The organism is Streptomyces sp. NPDC050674 (assembly GCF_040654575.1).
In the GTDB taxonomy this organism is placed as follows: Bacteria; Actinomycetota; Actinomycetes; order Streptomycetales; family Streptomycetaceae; genus Streptomyces.
The window spans coordinates 289023-303979 of the sequence record NZ_JBFAIG010000004.1 but is presented as its reverse complement, the minus strand read 5'-3'; the positions used below and the strand labels follow the sequence as shown (position 1 = coordinate 303979).

The 14957-nt window shown below is 71.3% G+C and carries 15 protein-coding genes and 1 riboswitch; of the genes, 9 read left to right on the top strand and 6 right to left on the bottom strand.

The window, feature by feature from the left end:
* The first annotated feature begins 9 nt into the window (after positions 1-9).
* From AB0I06_RS10070 to AB0I06_RS10050, 5 genes are all read left to right on the top strand, one after another.
* Positions 10-1254 (top strand): Ig-like domain-containing protein, encoded by a 1245-nt coding sequence (locus AB0I06_RS10070; protein ID WP_363118273.1) that lies wholly within the window; start codon positions 10-12, stop codon positions 1252-1254.
* 202 nt (positions 1255-1456) lie between these two features.
* Positions 1457-2635: an Ig-like domain-containing protein gene (locus AB0I06_RS10065; RefSeq protein WP_363118340.1), complete on the top strand. Its 1179-nt coding sequence runs from the start codon at positions 1457-1459 to the stop codon at positions 2633-2635.
* An 88-nt stretch (positions 2636-2723) separates the two neighbouring features.
* Positions 2724-3491: an enoyl-CoA hydratase-related protein gene (locus AB0I06_RS10060; protein ID WP_363118272.1), complete on the top strand. Its 768-nt coding sequence runs from the start codon at positions 2724-2726 to the stop codon at positions 3489-3491.
* A gap of 275 nt (positions 3492-3766) precedes the next feature.
* On the top strand, positions 3767-4270 hold the full coding sequence (locus AB0I06_RS10055; protein WP_363118271.1) for an ATP-binding protein: 504 nt from the start codon (positions 3767-3769) through the stop codon (positions 4268-4270).
* Positions 4271-4346: 76 nt separating this feature from the next.
* Entirely contained in the window at positions 4347-5525 is a 1179-nt protein-coding gene (locus AB0I06_RS10050; protein ID WP_363118270.1) for a YncE family protein, read from the top strand.
* 9 nt (positions 5526-5534) lie between these two features.
* Here the strand turns inward: AB0I06_RS10050 and AB0I06_RS10045 are convergent, their stop codons facing one another.
* Positions 5535-6206 (bottom strand): GNAT family N-acetyltransferase, encoded by a 672-nt coding sequence (locus tag AB0I06_RS10045; protein WP_363118269.1) that lies wholly within the window; start codon positions 6204-6206, stop codon positions 5535-5537.
* A gap of 48 nt (positions 6207-6254) precedes the next feature.
* Here AB0I06_RS10045 and AB0I06_RS10040 point away from each other — a divergent pair, with 48 nt between their 5' ends.
* The 3 genes from AB0I06_RS10040 (at position 6255) to AB0I06_RS10030 (ending at position 8278) form a co-directional block, all read left to right on the top strand.
* The gene (locus AB0I06_RS10040; protein ID WP_363118268.1) at positions 6255-7169 is read left to right on the top strand and encodes a MerR family transcriptional regulator; all 915 of its coding nucleotides are present in this window, start codon (positions 6255-6257) and stop codon (positions 7167-7169) included.
* 58 nt (positions 7170-7227) lie between these two features.
* Positions 7228-7440 carry an EF-hand domain-containing protein gene (locus tag AB0I06_RS10035; RefSeq protein WP_266472295.1) on the top strand — a complete coding sequence of 71 codons (213 nt, stop codon included), beginning with the start codon at positions 7228-7230 and terminating at the stop codon, positions 7438-7440.
* Positions 7441-7513: 73 nt separating this feature from the next.
* The gene (locus AB0I06_RS10030) at positions 7514-8278 is read left to right on the top strand and encodes an NAD(P)-binding domain-containing protein (RefSeq protein ID WP_363118267.1); all 765 of its coding nucleotides are present in this window, start codon (positions 7514-7516) and stop codon (positions 8276-8278) included.
* Between the two features lies 1 nt (position 8279).
* On the opposite strand, the gene AB0I06_RS10025 is transcribed toward AB0I06_RS10030, so the two are convergent.
* The 5 genes from AB0I06_RS10025 to gcvT all read right to left on the bottom strand — a co-directional run bounded on the left by AB0I06_RS10025 (position 8280) and on the right by gcvT (position 13337).
* Positions 8280-8837: a glycoside hydrolase family 25 protein gene (locus AB0I06_RS10025; protein WP_363118266.1), complete on the bottom strand. Its 558-nt coding sequence runs from the start codon at positions 8835-8837 to the stop codon at positions 8280-8282.
* Between the two features lie 120 nt (positions 8838-8957).
* On the bottom strand, positions 8958-10325 hold the full coding sequence (locus tag AB0I06_RS10020; RefSeq protein WP_363118265.1) for an L-serine ammonia-lyase: 1368 nt from the start codon (positions 10323-10325) through the stop codon (positions 8958-8960).
* Positions 10326-10448: 123 nt separating this feature from the next.
* Positions 10449-11711 (bottom strand): serine hydroxymethyltransferase, encoded by a 1263-nt coding sequence (gene glyA / locus AB0I06_RS10015; protein WP_363118264.1) that lies wholly within the window; start codon positions 11709-11711, stop codon positions 10449-10451.
* Positions 11712-11725: 14 nt separating this feature from the next.
* On the bottom strand, positions 11726-12103 hold the full coding sequence (gene gcvH / locus AB0I06_RS10010) for a glycine cleavage system protein GcvH (RefSeq protein ID WP_363118263.1): 378 nt from the start codon (positions 12101-12103) through the stop codon (positions 11726-11728).
* Between the two features lie 103 nt (positions 12104-12206).
* Positions 12207-13337 carry a glycine cleavage system aminomethyltransferase GcvT gene (gcvT, locus tag AB0I06_RS10005; protein WP_363118262.1) on the bottom strand — a complete coding sequence of 377 codons (1131 nt, stop codon included), beginning with the start codon at positions 13335-13337 and terminating at the stop codon, positions 12207-12209.
* A 147-nt stretch (positions 13338-13484) separates the two neighbouring features.
* Positions 13485-13584, bottom strand: a riboswitch (glycine riboswitch).
* A gap of 221 nt (positions 13585-13805) precedes the next feature.
* On the opposite strand from gcvT, the gene AB0I06_RS10000 reads away from it, so the two are divergent.
* Positions 13806-14483, top strand: coding sequence for an AAA family ATPase (locus tag AB0I06_RS10000; protein ID WP_363118261.1), 678 nt, complete (start codon positions 13806-13808; stop codon positions 14481-14483).
* Positions 14484-14957: the final 474 nt, after the last annotated feature.

Here is a 14957-nt window from a genome sequence, read left to right as displayed (position 1 = left end):
GGGCACCTCGTGAGGCACGTACAAGGGCGCGCGCGGCGCGCGAGGGCCGCGCTGGCCGCCGTAGTGACATGGGCAGGGCTCCTCGCCGGGGCCACCGGCTGTACCTCGGACGACGGCGGCGGGATCGCCGGTGCCTTGGGCGCGCCCCCGGCGCCCGAGGACGTCATCAAGGTCTCGCCCGGTGACGGCAGCAGGGGAGTGCGCCCCGGAAGGAAGCTGCGGGTGCACGTGCCCGACGGCCGGCTGGAGACGGTGAGGGTCGTCAGGTCGCAGGACGCGCAGGAGTCCCCGGTGCCCGGGCACCTCTCCGCCGACCGCCTGACCTGGGAACCCGACGACCAGCGCCTGGCGCTGGCCGCCAAGTACACGATCGACGCGGTGGCCGTGGACGGCGACGGACACCGCTCGGCCCGGCACACCACCTTCACCACCTACGTCCCCGAGGAACGCTTCATCGGCTACGTCACCCCGGAGAACCGCGCCACGGTCGGCACCGGCATGATCGTCTCCCTGGAGTTCAACCGGGAGATCGCCGACCGGGCCGCCGTCGAGCGCGCGGTGCGGGTCACCGCCCGTCCGGCCGTCGAGATCCGCCCGCACTGGTTCGGCAGGTCCCGCCTCGACTTCCGCCCCGAGGACTACTGGAAACCCGGCACCCGGGTCACCGTCGCCCTGCGCCTGCGCGACGTCCAGGGGGCGCCCGGCGTCTACGGCCTCCAGCACAAGACGCTCTCCTTCACCGTCGGCCGCAGCCAGGTCTCCGTGGTCGACGCCGCCGCCCACTCCATGGAGGTCCGGCGCGACGGCGAGCCCCTCGCCACCGTGCCCATCACGGCGGGCGCCCCCCGCACCACCACGTACAACGGCAAGATGGTGGTGACCGAGATGCTCGACGTCACCCGCATGAACGGCGCGACGGTCGGCTTCAAGAAGCGCGACGGCAAGGGCGAGTACGACATCCCCGACGTCCCGCACGCCATGCGCCTGACCGACTCCGGCACCTTCCTGCACGGCAACTACTGGGCGCACCGCACGGTCTTCGGCCGCACCAACGTCAGCCACGGCTGCATCGGACTGCGCGATGTGAAGGGCGGCGGCTCGGACACCCCGGCCGGCTGGTTCTTCGACCGCAGCCTCATCGGGGACGTCGTCGAAGTCGTCAACAGCAATGACAAAAAGGTCTCTCCGGACAACGGGCTCGGAGGCTGGAATATGGGCTGGAACGCATGGAAGGCGGGCAGCGCGGTGAAGTAACCGGGCAGGGGGGCGCGTTGAGCCGGTGATCGGTTGGGACCGAACAGTGACAATCGCGGGCCGCCGGTGCCGTGCACCCTGTGGTTACTATTCGCCGACGCGCGGGGGACGCGCGGGGTGCGGGCCTGACCAGGCCCTGGGAGGGGAGAACCACGTGAACGGGCGACCGATATCGGGGGCGTCGGTTGGGCGCAGGAACGGACTGCTCGTGTCGGCGGTCGGCGTGCTGCTGCTCGCCGTCACGGCGTGCGGCGGCGGGGGGACCGGCTCCGGCGGGGGCGACGGCGAGGGCAAGGACTCGGGCGCCGCGCAGAGCAAGCAGTCGGAGGCGGTCGTCGGCATCACCCCGAAGGACGGCGCCAAGGCCGTCGACACGAGCGGTGCGCTGAAGGTCACCGCCACGAAGGGGAAGCTGACCGAGGTCGAGGTCAAGAACGCCAAGGGTGACAAGGTCGAGGGCGAGATATCCGGGGACGGCGCCAGCTGGACGCCGTCCACCCATCTGGCCGGTGCCACCAAGTACACGGTCCACGCGGTCGCCAAGGACTCCGAGGGCCGCACGGCCGCGGAGGACGCCGGCTTCACCACGCTGACCCCGGAGAACACCTTCACCGGCACCTTCACCCCCGAGGACGGCTCGAAGGTCGGCGTCGGGATGCCGTTCTCCATCCGCTTCTCGCGGGGCATCACCCACCCGGAGGACGTCGAGAAGGCCATCCGCATCACCACGGAGCCCGCCGTCGACGTCGAGGGCCACTGGTTCGGCAACGACCGCCTCGACTTCCGCCCCGAGAAGTACTGGAAGCCCGGCACCAAGGTGACCGTGGACCTGAACCTCGACGGCGTCGAAGGCCGCTCCGGCGTCTACGGCGAGCAGGACAAGACGGTGAAGTTCACCATCGGCCGCAACCAGGTCTCCGTCGTCGACGCCAAGAAGCTCACGATGAAGGTCATGCGTGACGGCAAGACCATCAAGACCGTCCCGGTCACCACCGGCCAGCCCGGCATGGAGACCTGGAACGGCCAGATGGTCATCAGCGAGATGCTCACGGTGACCCGGATGAACGGCGAGACCGTCGGGTACGGAGGCGAGTACGACATCAAGGACGTCCCGCACGCCGTCCGCCTGACCACTTCCGGCACCTTCCTGCACGGCAACTACTGGGCGAGCGGCGCCTTCGGCAACTACAACGCCAGCCACGGCTGCATCGGCCTGCGGGACGTGCGCGGCGGCTGGGACAAGAAGGTGCCGGCCGCCTGGTTCTTCAACCACTCGATGATCGGCGACGTGGTGGTCGTCAAGAACTCCGAGGACCGCGTCGTCGACCCGGACAACGGGCTCAACGGCTGGAACATGTCCTGGGAGAAGTGGAAGAAGTAGTCCCACGCAGTCCCCGTACGACCTGAGGGCCCCGGTGTGACCGACCGCACCGGGGCCCCTTGTGTTAGCCCCGGTTAACCTGCTGCCCATGACCGTCTCTCTCGAAGTCGCTGAAGGCGTCGGCACCATCCGCCTCGACCGCCCGCCCATGAACGCGCTGGACATCGCCACGCAGGACCGGCTGAAGGAACTCGCCGAGGAGGCCACGCGCCGCGAGGACGTGCGGGCCGTGGTGATCTACGGCGGCGAGAAGGTGTTCGCGGCCGGCGCGGACATCAAGGAGATGCAGGCGATGGACCACACCGCGATGGTCCTGCGCGCCCGCGACCTCCAGGACGCGTTCACGGCGGTGGCCCGGATCCCCAAGCCGGTCGTCGCCGCCGTCACCGGCTACGCGCTGGGGGGCGGCTGCGAGCTCGCCCTGTGCGCGGACTTCCGGATCGCGGGTGAGAACGCCAAGCTCGGCCAGCCGGAGATCCTGCTCGGCCTGATCCCCGGCGCCGGCGGCACCCAGCGCCTGGCCCGTCTCGTCGGCCCCTCCAAGGCCAAGGACCTGATCTTCACGGGCCGCATGGTGAAGGCCGAGGAGGCCCGCGAGATCGGCCTGGTGGACCGGGTCGTGCCCGCCGACGAGGTGTACACCCAGGCGCACGCCTGGGCCGCGAAGCTGGCGCAGGGCCCGGCGCTCGCGCTGCGCGCCGCGAAGGAGTCGATCGACACGGGTCTGGAGACGGACATCGACACCGGCCTCGCGGTCGAACGCAACTGGTTCGCGGGCCTGTTCGCCACCGAGGACCGTGAGCGCGGCATGCGCAGCTTCGTGGAGGAGGGCCCGGGCAAGGCGAAGTTCCTCTGAACCTCCCTCCAGGGGCTTGCAATTGACGCGGTGTCTGACCCGGGGTCCCTCGATGGGGCGGTTTATGTCACCCTTAAGCCAGCCTTAAGCGTGTCTGGCCGAGGAGGCCCGGCCCGTGCTCCGCAACGGGCCGTTCCAGCAGGTCGGACGGGGTGTGGCCGTCTTCCACGTGCCGTTGGCATATGACGGACGGCCGTCGGTTCACCCCCCGTTCCCCGGGGCGTATTCCCCGGGAACGGCCCCGTCGGGCGCTGCGGGCGGCCATGATGGGGGGCATGGCGGGGCTGGAGGGTATGGAACAGCCGCGGGGACACGCACATGCGTCCGCGGCGCGCTGGTCGCCGACCGTCGAGGACGAACACGCGCTCAAGGCGCTCGAGTTGTACGGCAACCCGACGGAGGCAGAGGTTCCACTGCCGTCCCGCCCCGAGTCCGCCGCCACCGCCAGACGGCTCACCCAGGTCGTGGTGCTGCGCCAGTGGGGGCTCACCCCCAAGACCACCGAGGACGCGGTCCTGCTCGTCTCCGAACTCGTCGGCAACGCCGTACGCCACACCGGCGCCCGTGTCTTCGGGCTGCGTCTGCACCGGCGCCGCGGCTGGATCCGCGTGGAGGTCCGCGACCCCTCCCGGGGGCTGCCCTGCCTGATGCCGGTCCAGGAGATGGACATCAGCGGCCGGGGCCTGTTCCTCGTGGACAAGCTGGCCGACCGCTGGGGGGTCGATCTGCTGCCCCGGGGCAAGACCACCTGGTTCGAGATGCGGGTCGCCGACCGCTGAGCGCGCGCACCACCTCACCCGGCCGCCGGACGGGCGAATCACGCCTTTCGCCACGAGGCGCCCCTTAAATGGGGCAATGCACCGCCATCTCGTCAAGAGCACCCTGGTCGCGGCTGCCGCCCTCGCCGTCCTCGCCGCCTGTGGCACCGGGAGCGGGGAACGGACCTCCGAGGCGCGCGGCACCGAGGCCGCCGTGCCCGCCCCGCCCGAGAAGAAGCCCGTGAAGGGCCTGCCCGGCATGCCGCCCGTCCTGGACCCGGAGGACGTCTACGCGGCCGACCGCCCGAACAAACTGTCCCCGGTGGTCAAGGACTTCCCGTCCCGGGTCTACGTCCCCAACACCGAGTCCGACACGGTCACCGTCATCGACCCGAAGACCTACGAGGTGACCGAGACGATCCGCGTGGGCCGCCAGCCCCAGCACGTCGTGCCCTCCTGGGACCTGAAGACGCTCTGGGTCAACAACAACCGCGGCCACACCCTCACCCCGATCGATCCCGAAACCGGCAAGGCGGGCAAGGACGTCGAGGTCCACGACCCGTACAACCTGTACTTCACGCCCAACGGCAGATACGCCGTCGTCATGGCCTCCCTCGACCGCGAACTGGTCTTCCGCGACCCGCACACCATGGAGATCAGGAAGACCGTCCCGGTCTCCTGCTACGGCGTGAACCACGCCGACTTCTCCCTCGACGGCCGCTACTTCATCGTCTCGTGCGAGTTCAGCGGCGAACTCCTCAAGGTCGACACCGAGAAGATGGAGGTCGTCGGGCAGCAACGGCTGCCGTTCCAGGGCGCCATGCCGCAGGACGTGAAGATCTCGCCCGACGGCAAAGCTTTCTACATCGCCGACATGACGGCCCACGGCATGTGGGTCCTGGACGGCGACCGGTTCACCGAGCCCACCCTGATGCCCACGGGCAAGGGCTGCCACGGCCTCTACGTCAGCCGCGACTCGCGCGAGATGTACGTGACCAACCGCGGCGAGGGCACCGTCTCCGTCTTCGACTTCACCCAGGGCAAGCTCACCAAGAAGTGGAAGCTGCCCGACGGCGGCAGCCCCGACATGGGCGGCGTCTCCGCCGACGGCAAGGTGCTGTGGCTGTCCGGCCGCTACGACGCCGAGGTGTACGCCATCGACACCCGCACCGGCGTCCAGCTCGCCCGGATCCCCGTCGGCAGCGGCCCGCACGGCCTGGCGGTCTACCCACAGCCCGGCCGCTACTCCCTCGGCCACACGGGTGTCTTCCGGTGACGCCGGGGCTCACCCGCGTGTGCGGGAGCGCCCCGCACCACGCACCCCGGCCCTGAGCAGCACCTCCGAGCCCACCGGCCGGTAGCCGGCCGCCTGGAACGCCCGCAGACTGCGGGCGTTCCCCGCCGACACCTGCGCCCACACCGGCGCGCCCCCGGTCAGCTGCCGAGCCGCCGTCACCAGCCGCCGCCCGAGGCCGCGGTGGCGCGCCCCCTCCTCCACCTCGACGGCGACCTCCCACCGCCCGGCCACCCCACGGCCCAGCACCAGCACCCCGCCCTCCGCCGTCCACACCCGCACCCCGTCACGCCGCCCGCGGGCCGACACCACACGCGGATGGCCCGGATCGCCGAGCTCCACCAGCCCGCCCGGCGGCTCTCCGGGCAGCGCGGCACCCGTCAGCAGCACGTCGACCGTGTCCGACGCACGCCCCGTCCGGTCCATGAGGGCCGTCAGGAAACGGGCGTTCATCGTGGCCGCGAGGGCGTCGCAGTCGGTACGGGCCAGGACGTCGCGCACCCAGCCGGGGTCCTCGTCGGTGAAGACGACCGAGTGCGCCGTGAACGCCAGGACCCCCGCGTCCCGGGGAGAGGGCTGAGGCACGATCGTCGTACCGCCGTCCGGCGGCGGGAAGACACCCCGCGCCGCCGCGTCGAGTATGTCGCCCAGGCTGTCCGTCACGCCGAGCTCCTTGAGTCTCCACCCGCTGGAGGGTCCAGACTCGCAGACATGACCGATCACGGCACCGGACTGCTCACCATCGGTGAACTGGCCCGGGTCACGGGACTCACCGTGCGCACCATCCGCTACTGGTCCGACGAGGGCGCCCTGCCCCCGGTGGGCCGGTCCACGGGCGGCTACCGGCTCTACGACGCGGCGTCCGTGGCCCGGCTGGAGCTGATCCGCACCCTGCGCGAACTGGGCCTCGGCCTCACGGACGTTCGCCGGATCCTGGCCGGTGAGACCACCGTCGCGCAGGTCGCGGCCGCGCACGTGGTCGCACTGGACGCGCAGATCCGGGCGCTCAAGGTGACCCGTGCGGTGCTGTCGACCGTGGCGAAGCGGGATTCCGGCCTGGAGGAGATGACGCTCATGAACAGACTGGCACGGCTGTCGGCGGCCGAGCGGTGGCGGATCGTGGACGACTTCATGACGGAGATCTTCGAAGGGATCGACACCGCCGACCCCGACATCCGCCGCAGGCTGCGCTTCCCGGCCGCGCAGCTCCCCGACGACCCCACGCCCGAGCAGGTGGACGCCTGGGTGGAGCTCGCCGAGCTGATCCAGGACTCCGCCTTTCGCGCGCAGATGCGGCAGATGATCGAGTTCAATGCCGCGGACCGGGGGCCGGACGCCCCGGCCGGTTCGTCCCTGTGGTTCATGAGCCGGCTCGTGTCGCTCGCCGGCGATGCCCGCCGGCGCGGCATCGCCCCCGACGCACCCGAGGCGGACGAGCTCCTGCGGGACCTGCTCGCCGACACCGACCGGGCCGTCGTACGCGAACGCCTCACGGCGGCCTCCGACGTACGGGTCGCCCGCTACCGCGAACTCCAGGCCCTCGTCAACGGCCTCGGCCCCCAGCCGACCTACGACGAGGAGTTCGACTGGGTGGTCGCCGCGCTGGAGGCGCACCCGGCCGGTTAATCTGACCTCCGTCAGACCTGCGTCAGAAGACGCACAGCACGAGATGAGGGGCGGATCGGTGGCGGACATCGAGGAAGCACGCAAGCAGTTCGAGCGGATCGATACGGACGGTGACGGATTCATCACCGCTGCCGAGTTCAAGAGCGCCCTGGCCAAGTCGGGTGACTGGAACGTCACCGAGTCGGTCGCCGAGGTCGTCATCAAGACCCGCGACCTCGACGGCGACAAGCGGCTGAGCTTCGACGAGTTCTGGGCCTACCTGAACAAGTAGGCGCCGGTTCGCCGGAGCGCCGGTTCACCGGGCGAAGGGGCCCGGTCCGTCATGGCGGACCGGGCCCCTCGCCGTGCCCGCGACAGCCCGGAATAGCGGGCTGGACCCGCGGGTTGACCCTTCTCGCGAAGGCTTCACGAGGCGCTGTTCATCTCCGGAAGGGCAAGGCGAGGACATGAAGATCGGCATCATCGGAGCGGGCAACATCGGCGGCAACCTGACCCGGCGGCTCACCGCTCTCGGCCACGACGTGGCCGTCGCCAACTCCCGGGGGCCGGAGACGCTCACGGCCCTGGCGGAGGAGACCGGCGCGACGCCCGTGACGGTCGGGGAGGCGGCGCGCGGCGCCGAGATCGTCGTCGTCACCATTCCGCTGAAGGCGGTCCCGGACCTTCCCGCCGGCCTGCTCGACGGCGCGGCGGACGGCGTCGCGGTCATCGACACCGGCAACTACTACCCGCGGCAGCGCGACGGCAGGATCGCGGAGATCGAGGACGACGGCCTCACCGAGAGCCGCTGGACGGAGCGCCGGCTGGGCCACCCGGTGGTCAAGGCCTTCAACGGCACCTTCGCCCAGGACATCCTGGACCGCCCGCTCCCGGCCGGCGACCCCGACCGCATGGCCCTGCCGGTGGCCGGCGACGACGAGGCGGCCAAGCGCAAGGTCCGGGACCTGATCGACGCGCTCGGCTTCGACACCGTCGACGCGGGCGGCCTCGACGACTCCTGGCGCCAGCAGCCCGGCACCCCGGTCTACGGCCTGCGCGGCGGCGTCGAAGCGGTCACGAAGGCCCTGGCCGAGGCGTCCCCGGAACGCACGCCGGACTTCCGGGGCTAGGTCAGGCGCCCTCGGCCCATTCGCGCAGGGCGGCCCTGCTGCCGAAGTCGGCGACGTTCTTGTCCAGCGGGTTGTCGGTGTACTGGTGGAAGCGCCATTTGGCTTTGATGCGGGGCTTGCCCGCGCTCACGTAGTCGGCTATCCACAGCGCGTCGCCCGCGTAGGAGGTCGCGTCGACGTTCAGCCAGAAATGCCGGTTGCAGTAGAGCACCACCCGGTTGTCCGGCCGCAGCTCCTTCAGCTTCCGCAGGAACCGGTCCTTCTCGGCGTTGCTCGCGTGCGTGCCCTCGCCGGTCGTCTCCCAGTCGACGGCGAGGACGTCACCCGCCCGGTCCGGGGCCTTGCTCAGGAAGTACTCGGCCTGGGCGGTGAGGTTGCCGGGCCACAGGAAGTGGTAGAAGCCGACGACCAGCCCGGCGTCGCGCGCCCGCCTGGTCTGGGCGGCGAGTCTGGGATTGACGTAGGAGCGCCCCTCCGTCGCCTTGACGAAGACGAAGGACAGGCCGTCGGTACCGTAGGCCGAGGACTGGTACGCGCTCACATCGATGCCACGCAGCATGGCAGCTCCCTGACGTGCTGGTGGGGGAGGGGAGTTGATGCCCACCACCATGGCACGGGCTGCTGTGGCTTGACGGGGAAACGTCAACTCCTGGCCGGCGCTCCGTCGGCCAGGAGAGGCTCAGCACTCGATGATGTTCACCGCGAGCCCGCCCCGGGCCGTCTCCTTGTACTTGACGGACATGTCGGCGCCGGTGTCCTTCATCGTCTTGATGACCTTGTCCAGGGACACCTTGTGGGAGCCGTCGCCGCGCATCGCCATGCGGGCGGCCGTGACGGCCTTGACCGCGGCCATGCCGTTGCGCTCGATGCAGGGGATCTGGACCAGCCCGCCGACCGGGTCGCAGGTGAGGCCGAGGTTGTGCTCCATGCCGATCTCCGCGGCGTTCTCCACCTGCTCGGGCGAGCCGCCGAGGACCTCCGCGAGGGCGCCCGCCGCCATGGAGCAGGCGGAGCCGACCTCGCCCTGGCAGCCGACCTCGGCGCCGGAGATGGAGGCGTTCTCCTTGAACAGCATGCCGATCGCGCCCGCGGCGAGCAGGAAGCGGACCACGCCCTCCTCGTCGGCGCCCGGCACGAAGTTCATGTAGTAGTGCAGGACCGCCGGGATGATGCCGGCGGCGCCGTTCGTCGGGGCGGTGACGACCCGGCCGCCCGCCGCGTTCTCCTCGTTCACGGCCATGGCGTAGAGGGTGATCCACTCCATCGACAGGGCCAGCGGGTCGCCCTCGGAGCGCAGCTTGCGCGCGGTGTTCGCGGCCCGGCGGCGCACCTTGAGACCGCCCGGCAGGATGCCCTCCTGGGACAGTCCGCGCGCCACGCAGTCCCGCATGACCTGCCAGATCTCCAGCAGGCCCTCGCGGATCTCCTCCTCGGAGCGCCAGGCCCGCTCGTTCTCCAGCATCAGCGCCGAGATGGACAGGCCCGTCTCCTCGGTGAGGCGCAGCAGCTCGTCGCCCGTGCGGAAGGGGTACTTGAGCACGGTGTCGTCGAGCTTGATCCGGTCCGCCCCGACCGCGTCCTCGTCGACGACGAACCCGCCGCCGACCGAGTAGTACGTCTTCGTCATGAGCTCCGCGCCGGAGGCGTCGTACGCCCACAGCGTCATGCCGTTGGCGTGGTACGGCAGCGCCTTGCGGCGGTGCAGGACCATGTCGTCGTCGAAGGAGAACGCGACCTCGTGCTCGCCCAGCAGGTTCAGCCTGCCGCCGGCCTTGATCGCCTCCACCCGCTCGTCGGCACTCCCCACGTCCACGGTGCGCGGGGAGTCGCCCTCCAGGCCGAGCAGCACCGCCTTGGGCGTTCCGTGGCCGTGCCCGGTCGCGCCGAGCGAACCGTACAGTTCCGCGCGGACCTTGGCCGTCGGTGCCAGCAGCTCCTCGTTGCGCAGCCGCCGGGCGAACATCCGGGCCGCCCGCATCGGGCCGACGGTGTGGGAGCTGGACGGGCCGATGCCGATCGAGAACAGGTCGAAGACCGAGATGGCCACGGGGGGAACTCCTGACTACGGGGGTGGTGCCAAAGGGGTGGGGTGCCGCGCCCGCTTGTGGCCGGCGCGGCCCCCGAAAGGTTTCTTCGCGGCCGTTGTCCGCCGCTTGTGGTGCTGTGCCGGTTACTTGGTGAGAGCCGGGTACAGCGGGTGCCGGTCGGCCAGGGCCTTCACCCGAGCCTTGAGGGCATCCGCGTCGTACGACGGCTTCAGCGCCTCGGCGATGACGTCCGCGACCTCGGCGAAGTCCTCGGCCCCGAAGCCGCGGGTGGCCAGGGCCGGGGTGCCGATCCGCAGACCGGACGTCACCATCGGCGGACGCGGGTCGTTCGGGATCGCGTTCCGGTTGACGGTGATGCCCACCTCGTGGAGGCGGTCCTCGGCCTGCTGGCCGTCCAGCTCCGAGTGGCGCAGGTCGACCAGGACGAGGTGCACGTCCGTGCCGCCGGACAGGACGTCCACGCCCACGGCCCGGACGTCGTCCTTCACCAGACGCTCGGCCAGGATGCGGGCACCCTCCAGCGTACGGCGCTGGCGCTCCTTGAAGTCGTCCGAGGCGGCGACCTTGAAGGCGACGGCCTTGGCGGCGATCACATGCTCCAGCGGACCACCCTGCTGACCGGGGAAGACGGCGGAGTTGATCTTCTTGGCCAGTTCGGCCGTGGAGAGGATCACACCGCCGCGCGGGCCGCCGAGGGTCTTGTGGGTCGTGGTGGTGACCACGTGCGCGTGCGGCACCGGGTTGGGGTGCAGCCCGGCCGCGACCAGCCCGGCGAAGTGGGCCATGTCGACCATCAGGTACGCGCCGACCTCGTCCGCGATGCGGCGGAACTCGGCGAAGTCCAGCTGCCGCGGGTACGCCGACCAGCCGGCCACGATCAGCTTCGGCCTGGACTCCTTGGCGAGGCGCTCGACCTCGGCCATGTCGACCCGGCCGTCGTCGCCCACGTGGTAGGCGACGACGTCGTAGAGCTTGCCGGAGAAGTTGATCTTCATGCCGTGGGTCAGGTGACCACCGTGGGCGAGGTTCAGGCCCATGATGGTGTCGCCCGGCTTGAGCAGCGCGAACATCGCGGCCGCGTTGGCCTGGGCGCCCGAGTGCGGCTGCACGTTGGCGTGCTCGGCGCCGAACAGCTCCTTGACCCGGTCGATGGCGATCTGCTCGACCACGTCGACGTGCTCGCAGCCGCCGTAGTAGCGGCGGCCCGGGTACCCCTCGGCGTACTTGTTGGTGAGGACCGAGCCCTGCGCCTCCATGACCGCGACCGGGGCGAAGTTCTCCGAGGCGATCATCTCCAGCGTGGACTGCTGGCGGTGCAGCTCGGCGTCGACCGCGGCGGCCACGGCCGGGTCGAGCTCGTGCAGGGGTGTGTTCAGGACGGACATACGGCTACGACTCCTCAGCCCGCGGAGAACGCGGTGTACTCGTCGGCGGAGAGCAGGTCGCCCGGCTCGTCCGTGATCCGCACCTTGAACAGCCAGCCGCCCTCGAAGGGGGCCGAGTTCACCAGCGACGGGTCGTTGACGACGTCCTCGTTGACCTCGGTGACCTCACCGGAGACCGGCGAGTACAGGTCGGACACCGACTTGGTCGACTCCAGCTCGCCGCAGGTCTCGCCGGCGGACACGGTGTCACCGACCTCGGGAAGCTGGACGAACACGACATCGCCGAGGGCGTTGGCCGCGTGCTCCGTGATGCCGACCGTCGACACGCCGTCCTCGGCGGCCGACAGCCACTCGTGCTCCTTGCTGTAACGCAGCTCAGTGGGGTTGCTCATGGCCTGAATTCTCCTGTACGCGCGGGAGTGGTGTGGAAGGGGGGACTGCTGATGAGCCGGTGCGACGGTGGCCGGGCCGCGGGTGGCGGCCTCTGGCCAGTGTCTACTTCTGCCGCTTGTAGAACGGCAGCGCCACGACCTCGTACGGCTCGTGACTGCCCCGGATGTCCACGCCCACGCCGGCCGTGCCGGGCGCGGCGTGCGCGGCGTCGACGTACGCCATCGCGATCGGCTTGCCGAGGGTGGGGGAGGGGGCGCCCGAGGTGACCTCGCCGATCACCTCGCCGCCGGCGACGACCGCGTACCCGGCGCGCGGGACGCGACGGCCCTCGGCGACCAGGCCGACCAGCACGCGCGGCGGCTGGGACTCGGCCCGGGCGGCGGCCTCGCGCAGGGCCTCACGCCCGACGAAGTCGCCCTCCTTCTCGAACTTCACCACGCGGCCGAGACCGGCGTCGAAGGGCGTCAGGGAGGTGGTCAGCTCATGCCCGTACAGCGGCATGCCGGCCTCCAGGCGCAGCGTGTCGCGGCAGGACAGCCCGCACGGGACCAGCCCGGCGCCCTCACCGGCCTTGGTCAGGGCCTGCCACAGCTCGACGGCGTGCTCCGGCTTCACGAACAGCTCGAAGCCGTCCTCACCGGTGTAGCCGGTACGGGCGATCAGGGCCGGGACACCCGCGACCGTGCCGGGCAGCCCGGCGTAGTACTTCAGCCCGTCGAGGTCGGCGTCGGTCAGGGACTTCAGGATCCCGGGCGACTCGGGTCCCTGGACGGCGATCAGCGCGTAGGCGTCCCGGTCGTCGCGCACCTCGGCGTCGAAGCCGGCGGCGCGCTCGGTCAGCGCGTCCAGGACGACCTGGGCGTTGGAGGCGTTGGCGACGACCATGAACTCGGGGGCCTCGGTCTCGCCCAGCCGGTAGACGATCAGGTCGTCGAGGATGCCGCCGTCGGCCCGGCAGATCATGGTGTAGCGCGCGCGGCCCGGCTTCACACCGCCGATGTTGCCCACGAGGGCGTAGTCGAGCAGGGCGGCGGCCTGCGGTCCGGTGACGGTGATCTCGCCCATGTGGGAGAGGTCGAACAGCCCGGCCCTCGTGCGCACGGCGATGTGCTCGTCGCGCTCGGAGCCGTAGCGCAGGGGCATGTCCCAGCCGGCGAAGTCGGTCATCGTCGCGCCGAGCGAACGATGCAGGGCATCGAGCGCGGTGTGACGGAGTTCTCCTGTACTGCTCACGGTCGGTCGTCTCCCAGGGCGATGACGGGGCGAGGTCGTTCCTCCCCATCTGTCATCGGAACCTGAGAGGTTCGCCATGACCGCACGGGTCCATGGCTTGCACCTTGGGTGGAGCCGCTGTCGCAGCGGCCCGCTTTTCAGATGTGCCTCGCCCGCGCGGTAACGGGGCCTGAGAGATTCAAGGGAGGGACTTGCTCCTTCGGCGCCCCAGCGTCAGCGGTGCTGGGAACTCTCCCGCGCGGATTCAAACGGCCGGTATGCAGTTGGCGGGCACATCATTGCACGCATCCTTCCGGCGCGGCAGGGGGACCTTTCACAGGGAGTGCACGAGTCCCGCCCCCGCAGTGCCGCGACCTGTAGCAGCCCTGTTGCAGGACGCGAACGTAAATGAGAGGCCTGCGGCATTACCTTCTCTTTACACTCGGCGGGGATGGGACTCCGTACCTGGCCCCAGGGGAGGACATCACGGTGAACAGGACCACCGCGTACGCGACGACGGGCATCGCGCTGCCCGAGCAGCCGGCCGCCGCTCCGGTCCGGGCGGTCCGCGCCCCGGCTCCGGCGCCGGCGCCGGTCGTCCGCGATCTGCGCGGCCGTGCCGGGCGCGGCCCGCGCGCGTTGCTGTTCGGCCCCCGCGACCTCGTCGTGGTCACGGGTCTGCCCGGCAGCGGCAAGTCCACGCTGATGCGGCGCACGGTGCCGGGCCGGCGCATCGACTCCCAGGACGCCCGCGACCGCTGGGAGCGCCGCGTGCCGCGCGCCCTGCCGTACGCGCTCTACCGCCCGCTCGTCCGGCTCGCCCACTACGCCGGGCTGCGCCGCGCCCTGCGCACGGGTGAGGGCGTCGTCGTGCACGACTGCGGCACCCAGGCCTGGGTCCGCCGCTGGCTGGCCCGCGAGGCCCGCCGCCGGGGCGGCACGCTGCACCTGCTGATCCTGGACGTCACCCCCGAGCAGGCCCTGGCCGGCCAGCGCGACCGGGGGCGCGGCGTCACGCGGTACGCGTTCCTGCGCCACCGCGCGGCGAGCACCCGGCTGCTGCGCGCGGTGGAGCGCGGGGAGCTCCCCGCGGGCTGCGGCTCGGCCGTCCTCGCCGACCGGGACACGGCGAACGCCCTGCGCCGAATCGGCTTCACCGGCCGCTGAGAAGACAGAACCGGCCGCACCGGCCGTGGAGCCACCGGGCCGCCGACAACAGCCCGCACCAGCCGCCCGGGCCGGACCTGCCGACCGGATCGCGCTCAGCCGGAAGGCCGGCCCGAACAGCGGGCCGCGTGGCATCGGCGCGCGGGGGCTGGAGGGTAGCGGCTCGGTCCGGACCGTTGATCGACTCCGGACCGGCCGGCTGATCCGCCCCGGACGGCCGACGAGGCCGGTCCGCCGTCGATCGCCGGGCCTCCCGGCCGAACCCCGGGTCGGCCGCGGGCCCGACCGGGACCGGCGTCCAGGGCGCGGTCTGCCGACTCGTTCCGGGCCGGCGTCGGCCCGGCCCGCTGACCGGGACCGGTCCGCTGACTCGATCCGGCCCGGTCCGCTGTCGATCGCCGGGCCTCCCGGCCGAACCTCGGTTCGGCCGCGGGCGCAACCGGGACCGGCGTCCAAGGGCCCAGTCTGCTGCCG

Bases quoted from the DNA above. Each gene is read 5' to 3' on its own strand.
- AB0I06_RS10060 (WP_363118272.1), top strand. From the start codon at position 2,724: ATGACCGTCTCTCTCGAAGTCGCTGAAGGCGTCGGCACCATCCGCCTC.
- AB0I06_RS10055 (WP_363118271.1), top strand. From the start codon at position 3,767: ATGGCGGGGCTGGAGGGTATGGAACAGCCGCGGGGACACGCACATGCG.
- AB0I06_RS10050 (WP_363118270.1), top strand. From the start codon at position 4,347: ATGCACCGCCATCTCGTCAAGAGCACCCTGGTCGCGGCTGCCGCCCTC.
- AB0I06_RS10040 (WP_363118268.1), top strand. From the start codon at position 6,255: ATGACCGATCACGGCACCGGACTGCTCACCATCGGTGAACTGGCCCGG.
- AB0I06_RS10025 (WP_363118266.1), bottom strand. From the start codon at position 8,837: ATGCTGCGTGGCATCGATGTGAGCGCGTACCAGTCCTCGGCCTACGGT.
- glyA (WP_363118264.1), bottom strand. From the start codon at position 11,711: ATGTCCGTCCTGAACACACCCCTGCACGAGCTCGACCCGGCCGTGGCC.
- gcvH (WP_363118263.1), bottom strand. From the start codon at position 12,103: ATGAGCAACCCCACTGAGCTGCGTTACAGCAAGGAGCACGAGTGGCTG.